This window comes from Pseudomonas graminis (assembly GCF_001705435.1).
GTDB classification, from domain to species: domain Bacteria; phylum Pseudomonadota; class Gammaproteobacteria; order Pseudomonadales; family Pseudomonadaceae; genus Aquipseudomonas; species Aquipseudomonas graminis_B.
The window spans coordinates 1-6,965 of sequence record NZ_MDEN01000036.1 but is presented as its reverse complement, the minus strand read 5'-3'; the positions used below and the strand labels follow the sequence as shown (position 1 = coordinate 6,965).

At 63.5% G+C, this 6,965-nt stretch carries 3 protein-coding genes; all 3 read right to left on the bottom strand.

Annotation, left to right across the window (positions count from 1 at the left end; genetic code table 11):
• Positions 1-212: 212 nt before the first annotated feature.
• Positions 213-2,411 (bottom strand): TonB-dependent siderophore receptor, encoded by a 2,199-nt coding sequence (locus BBI10_RS00200; protein ID WP_083232963.1) that lies wholly within the window; start codon positions 2,409-2,411, stop codon positions 213-215.
• Between the two features lie 176 nt (positions 2,412-2,587).
• A complete protein-coding gene (locus BBI10_RS00195; protein WP_065986016.1) occupies positions 2,588-4,018 on the bottom strand; it encodes an aspartate aminotransferase family protein in 1,431 nt (476 codons plus the stop codon).
• Positions 4,011-6,965, bottom strand: a 2,955-nt coding sequence (locus tag BBI10_RS00190; RefSeq protein ID WP_141695066.1) for a condensation domain-containing protein, incomplete at its 5' end; no start/stop codon positions are given. The genes BBI10_RS00195 and BBI10_RS00190, both read right to left, overlap by 8 nt.

Sequence of the window (6,965 nt, the reverse complement as noted above, 5' to 3'; positions counted from 1 at the left end):
GAGCAAGCACCCTTGGTTACTTGGGGATGGTGCGACTTTCGACTTTTCCAAGTAACTCGCCGAAGGCGAAACGTCTGCCCCTAGGCAGACGCTTTTGATCCTGGCGCAATAAGCCGCACCGCGCACCTCGGGGACAGATTAATTTACGATGAAGCACTGTAAATAAATCGGTCCCCTAACGGCGCTATTAAATAAATCGGTCCCCTAACGGATTACCAGCGGAACGCCACAGTGCCCAGGACCGTACGCTCTTCGCCCCAATAACACCGACCCGCGTTATTGCAGCCGCTCACATACTCCTTGTCGAACAGATTCTTCGCATTCACATCCACCGACCAATGCTTATCGATGTCATACCCCACCAACGCATCCACCAGCGTCACATCGCCCGTCTTCAACTTCCCGTACAACGTCGGCGCGGTATACGCGAACGTATTGTCGAAATAACGCACCCCGCCACCCACACGGAAACCGCTCATCGGGCCATCCAGGAAGCGATACGTCGCCCACGTACTCGCCTGATTACGCGGTATGCCGGTCAACTGATGATCCTCGTACAACGAGCCCGGACTGTCCTTCGTCACCCGCGCATCGGTGTAGGTGTACGACGCCGTCAGGCTCAGGTTCTTGGTCACATCACTGTTGACCTCCAGCTCCACGCCCTTCGACTCGCTCTTGCCGATCTGACGGCTGTATCCGTTCGAACCGGAAATCACATCGTGGGTCTTGGTCAGGTCAAACACCGCCGCGCTGAACGTCGTGTTCCAGCCAGCCGGCTCGTACTTCAGACCCACCTCGTACTGCTCGCTGAGAATCGGATCGAGCAACTCGCCGTTCGGTTGCGACGACTGCTGCACCGGCGTGAACGCCGTCGAGTAACTCACGTACGGCGAAATACCGTTCTCGAACTGGTACATCAAGCCGGTCTGCCAGCTGAAACGATGGTCCCAGCCGTCCAGGTCCGATACGCCACTGATGGTGCCGGCGCGGTTGCGGTACTGGCTGTTGACGAAGTCCTGACGCCCGCCCAGCAGGTAGATCCAGTTGTCGTACTTGCTCTGCAGCTGGCCGTAAACGCCGTACATCTGTTGATCCAGCTGCGAGTTCTGAACCGTCGCGAGCATACGCGGCTTGGCCGACGGGAACACCGGGTTGAAGGCGTTGTAGGTACCGCCGTTGCCGGCCGCCCAGTCCTGGTTGTACGAAGTGCGGTCGTAGCTCGCGCCCAGCAGCACAGTGTTTTCCAGTGCACCGGAGGTGAAGTGCCCTTCGAACTGGTTGTCCAGCGAGTAGGTGATCGACTTGTTGTCGCGATCGTACGCGGTGCTGGTCAGGGTGCTGCCAAAACCGGCGTTATTCAGGTTGTTCGGCCAGGTCTCATGACGGTCCAGACGCGATTCCATGAAGCGCGAGTTCTGGCGGAACTGCCAGGTGTCGTTGAGCTGGTGCTTGAACTCGTAACCCAGGGTCCAGGTTTCGCGCTCGAAGTCGTCCCAGTTCGGGTTGCCGTTGAACTGGTCCTTGCCGATCTTGCCGTTGACGTTGTTCAGCAAGGTGCCCGCTGCGGGGTAGCCGAGCAGCAGCTTGGTGCGGTCGCGCTGGTAGGACGAGAGCAGGGTCAGCGCGGTGTCTTCGTCGAAGTTGAAGGTCATCGACGGCGCGATGTAGATGCGGTCGTCCGGTACCGAATCCACCTGGGTGTCGGCGTTGCGGCCGAGCATGACCACGCGGCCGAGGATGCGGTTGTCGTCGGTCAGCGGACCGGACACGTCGAGGGACAGCTGACGGCGGTTGTTGCTGCCGTAGGTGAATTTGGCTTCGCCCTGGGGCGTTTCGGTCGGGCGTTTGCTGACCAGGTTGACCAGCCCGCCCGGCGCGTTTTCACCGTAGAGGATCGAGCTCGGGCCGCGGAACACTTCAGTGCGTTCCAGGCCATAGGGTTCGGTGGTGGTGTCGTAACGGTTGCCTTGCAGACGCAGGCCGTCCTTGAGCAGGCCGTAACCGTAGTCGGTGGCGTTGTAGCCGCGGATGGAGAACAGGTCGCCCGCAAGGCCGTCGCCGACGGCGAATGGCGGGGCGAAGATGCCGGGGACGTAACCGAGGATGTCGGTCAGGGATTGCGAGCCCTGATCCTGAATGCGCTGGCGTGTGACCACCGACACCGAGCGCGGGGTTTCCGACAGCGGTGTGCTGGTCTTGGTGCCGGCCGTGCTGTTTTTCACCTGATAGCCTACGGTTTGCTCCCCTTCGGGTGCTTCGCCGGTGACCACCGAATTCTGCAGCTCGATGGTGGCGCCCTGCTCGGCCTTGGCCGGGGCATCCGCCGCCCAGGTCGCTCCGTGGCAGGCGACCGTTGCGACCAGTGCGGCCAAGGCATTGACCTTGAATTGACCCTTGTTGTTGCTCGCCATCCGAACTCCCCCTCCCTTTGATATCACACGGGGCAAGGCCCCAAAATTGACCACATATGTCAAAAAAGCGTGAAAATGTAACAAAGAACGTTTCTCATTACCATTCTTATCGTAAAAAAAGGGCGAAGGGCCACTGCTGGTCCTACGCCCTGGTTCAACGCTGTTACAACAAGGGTTTAACGCTGTTTGACGGCCGCTGAAACGGCGGCGGCGAAGATGTCGGCGATCTGGTCGATCTGCGCGGCGGTGACGATCAGCGGCGGCAAGAAGCGGATGACCGACGAGTGCCGCCCACCTACCTCAATGATCAGGCCGCGCTGCAAACATTCACGCTGAACATTCGAGGCTAGCGCCCCGCTGTGGGGGAAGTGACCGAGGGCGTCCGGGCGGCCGTCGAGATCGACCATTTCCACCCCGAGCATCAAGCCCATGCCACGCACATCACCCATCTGCGGGAAGTCCTTCTGCAGCGAGCGCAGGTGGCCGATCAGGCGCTCGCCCATGGCGGCGGCGTGCAGGTCCAGTTGCTGTTCGCGGACGATGCGCAAGGTTGTCGAACCCGCCACCATCGCCAGCTGATTGCCACGGAAGGTGCCGGCGTGGGAGCCCGGTTTCCACACGTCCAGGGACTTGTTGTAGACGACCACCGCCATCGGCTGGCTGCCGCCGATGGCTTTGGACAGCACCAGCACGTCCGGCACGATACCCGCGTGTTCGAAGGCAAACGGCTTGCCGGTGCGACCGACGCCACACTGGATTTCGTCGAGAATCAGCGGCACGCCAGCGTCGCGGGTGATGCGGCGGATTTCCCGCAGCCAGTTGGCCGAGGTCGGCACCACGCCGCCCTCCCCCTGCAGGGTTTCCAGAATCATCCCGGCCGGCGGCAGGACGCCGCTTTCCGGGTCGGTCAGCTGGTTCTCGATGTAGTGCAGGCCGATGCGCTCGCCGGCCTCGCCACCGACGCCGAACGGGCAGCGGTAGTCGTAGGGAAACGGCAGGAACTGCGCGCCGCCGGACATGCCGTCCAGATAAGTCTTCGGCCCCAAGTTGCCCATCAGCGCCAGGGCGCCTTGGGTCATGCCGTGATAGGCGCCGTGGTAAGCCATGAGATTGCTGCGCCCGGTGGCCGTGCGCACCAGTTTCAGCGCCGCTTCCACCGCATCGGTACCGGCCGGCCCGCAGAACTGAATGCGCGCGTCCTTGGCGAATTCTGGCGGTAGCAAGGCGAATAGCTCGTTGATGAAATCGTCCTTGGCCTCGGTCATCAGGTCCAGGGTGTGCAGCGGACGCTGGCCGTCGAGGGTGGCGCGCATCGCCTGGATCACCTCGGGGTGGTTATGCCCCAGCGCCAGGGTGCCGGCGCCGGCCAGGCAATCAATGAACCAGCGCCCTTCGCTGTCCTGCACGTGAATGCCCTGGGCGCGTTTGAGTTCCAGGGGGATGCGCCGCGGGTAGCTGCGCGCATTGGATTCCACGGCGGCCTGCCGCTCCAGTCGCGGGGTTGGCGCAAAGCGGTAGTCGGCGTTGGCCACGGCGGCGTCCGGGCTGCTCGACAGCGCCTCGCTGTGGCGGGCGGCAATCGGCGTCACATTGTGTTGGCTATGCATGTTCGTGCTCCTGGGAATCGTAGGAATGAGGGCGTTCGTTGACCTGCGCGAGGGCCTCGGCAAGCTGAGTGATGAACGGCTGATCACGGACGATCGAAAGGTGGTCGGCGTCGATCCAGGCAGAAACCTGCAAGCGAACACCCATGCCCTGCTCCAGAAGAGCCGGTGCGTTATCGTTATTTTCCGGCGAGCCCTCGGCCCACCAGGCGTAGACCGGCACCCTGAGGGCGTGGATCTGGCGGCATTGATTGGCCAGCTGGCGCATGTGCCGCTCGACGCCGAGCAACTGTTGCCAGTGCGCGTCGGCTTCAAGGCCCTCGTCATCAGCGTCGAGAACCGGGGTTTCCGGCACGGCAGGACGCGGCTGACCGGCGCCCGGTACGTAGCCGTCGATCAGGCCGACGAACTCGACGCGCTTGCCGAGTCGGGTCAGCAGCCGGGCCATTTCCAGGGCCATGGTCCCGCCCATGGACCAGCCGATCAGCCGGTATGGGCCGGACGGCTGCTGTTCGAGCAGCGCCTTGACGTAGTCCCGGGCCATTTGCTCGATGGAACTGTCGCGCCACTGACCGTCCAGCACCTGACGGTTCTGAATGCCCCACACGTCCCACTGCGCAGACAGCCGACGGGCCAGTGCGTAGTAACCCACCACCGTGCCGCTGACCGGGTGCACGCAGAACACCGGCGGCTTGTCACTGGCGCCGCTGCTCAGACGAATCAATGGATTCGGCGCGCCGTCGCGGCTGACCGGCAGCCTTTGCGGTGCAGTCGATTGCGGCGCGGCCGGTTGCGCCGACGGCAGGCTTTCCAGCAACGCCACCAGCCCGTCGCGATAGGCGGTTTGCAGGCGTTCGATGGTCTGGCGCTGATAGCGCTGACCGCTGAAACGGAAAGTCAGCCCCAGTTGCCCGGCGAACACCTGACCGTTGATTTCCAGCTCGCGGTTCAGCGGCGTGGACGGGTCCACCAGCGCCCCGGCCGACAGCTTCGACGGCGAGAAGCGGCCATCGCCCAGGTCCTGATCGAACTGACCCAGGTAGTTGAACACCACCTTGGGTTCCGCCAGCGCGGCCAATGAATGACGCGCTGAATCGTTGCCCAGATAGCGCAGCAGGCCGAAGCCGACGCCCTTGTCCGGCAGGCCACGCAGGCTGTCGCGCACGCTGGCGAGGGTCTGGCGGATGTCGTTCGCAGCACGCACCCGCAGCGGGAACAGACTGGTGAACCAGCCCACTGTACGGCCCACATCCAGGCCGTCGGCGAGGGCTTCGCGGCCATGGCCCTCCAGCGCGATGAGGGTGTCGGGCTGGCCACTCCAGTCCTTGAGCGCTTCGGCGAGCACCGCCAACAGAATTTCATCAGTGCGCGCCGCCAGTGCCGCCGGGGCTTCGCGCAGCAGACGGCGGGTCAGCCCGGCGTCCAGCAGCAGCTCGCACTGTTCGAGGTCCTGTTGCGTGGCGCGGCCTTCCGGGTGGTCCACCGGCCACACCGGCTCGGTGCTGCCGACCTGCTCCCGCCACTGGCCCACTTCGGTTTGACGCTCAGGCGCTTGTGCCGCATCGACCAGATGCCGCGCCCAGCGTTGGAAGCTGCTGGATTTCGGCCCCAGATCAGCCGCACTGCCCGAAGCAATCTGGGCGTAAGCCCGCGCCAGATCCTCCAGCAGCACCCGCCACGACACGCCGTCGACCACCAAGTGATGAGCGACCAGCAACAGCTTTTGCCCTTCCGGCATCTGCGCCAGCACCACGCGCAACAGCGGGCCGTTATGCAGGTCAAGGCTGCGCTGGGCCTGTTCGCACAGCGCAGTCATGGCGCGCTCGTCGGCCACATCACGCAGCCACAGGCTGTCGGCAGCCGGTGTTGCTCGATACTGCTGCTGCCAGCGACCGTCGGCGTGCTGATGGAAACTCAGGTTCAGGGCATCGTGATGACTCAGCAGCGCGTCCAGCGCCTTGCGCAACAACGCCGCTTCCAGAGGGCGCTGCACGTCCAGCAACAGCGCCTGATTGAAGTGCGCGCGGTTGCTCATCGGCTGCTCGAAGAAATGCGCCTGAATCGGCGTCAACGGCAACTCGCCCTTCGGCGCGTCTTCAATCAACGGCGCTGCGCCGGCCTCGATGACCGTGAGGCGCAGGGCCAGATCCTTGAGCCGCGGATGGCTGAACACGTCTTTGGGCAGCAGCTTGAAACCCACCTGACGCAGACGGGTGATGACCGCCAACGACTGGATCGAATCGCCGCCCAGCTCGAAGAAGCTGTCCTGACGGCTGATGGTTTCGACGCCCAGCAATTGTTGCCAGACCTTTGCCAGCTCGACTTCGCGCTCACCTTCCGGCGCTTCGACGGCCTGACTGCCGAGCTGCGGATCAGGCAGCGCGTTGCGATCGAGCTTGCCGTTGGGCAACTGCGGCAGACGTTCCATGACCACAATGTGCGCCGGCACCATGTATTCCGGCAGGGTGGTTTTCAGCTGATCCTTGAGACTGTCTTCCGACAGTTCATTGCCGCCGACATAGCCGAGCAACTGTTTGCCGTTGCCTTTGTCGCGGACGATCACCAGCGCTTCACGCACGCCCTCGCAGGCCTTCAGCGCCGCTTCGATTTCGCCGGCTTCGATGCGGAAGCCACGGATTTTGATCTGATGGTCGATACGGCCGAGGTATTCCAGCAGCCCTTCGCTGTTCAGGCGCACGCGGTCGCCGCTGCGGTAGAGGCGTTCGCCAGCGCGGAACGGGTGCGGCAGGAAACGCTCGGCGGTTGCGCCGGGACGGTCCAGATAACCCCGGGCCACGGCGCCACCCAGATAGAGTTCGCCCGCAATCCCTTGGGGCAGCGGATTGAGGTCCGCGTCCATCACATAGCCTTGGCGATCCCCCACCAGATCACCAATCGGCGCGTAGGCCGTGGTGAAATCAGCGGTCTCGGCAGACGCCAGCCACAAGGT

Excerpts from the sequence above, each read along its gene's own strand:
- BBI10_RS00200 (WP_083232963.1), bottom strand. The coding sequence starts at position 2,411 with ATGGCGAGCAACAACAAGGGTCAATTCAAGGTCAATGCCTTGGCCGCA.
- BBI10_RS00195 (WP_065986016.1), bottom strand. The coding sequence starts at position 4,018 with ATGCATAGCCAACACAATGTGACGCCGATTGCCGCCCGCCACAGCGAG.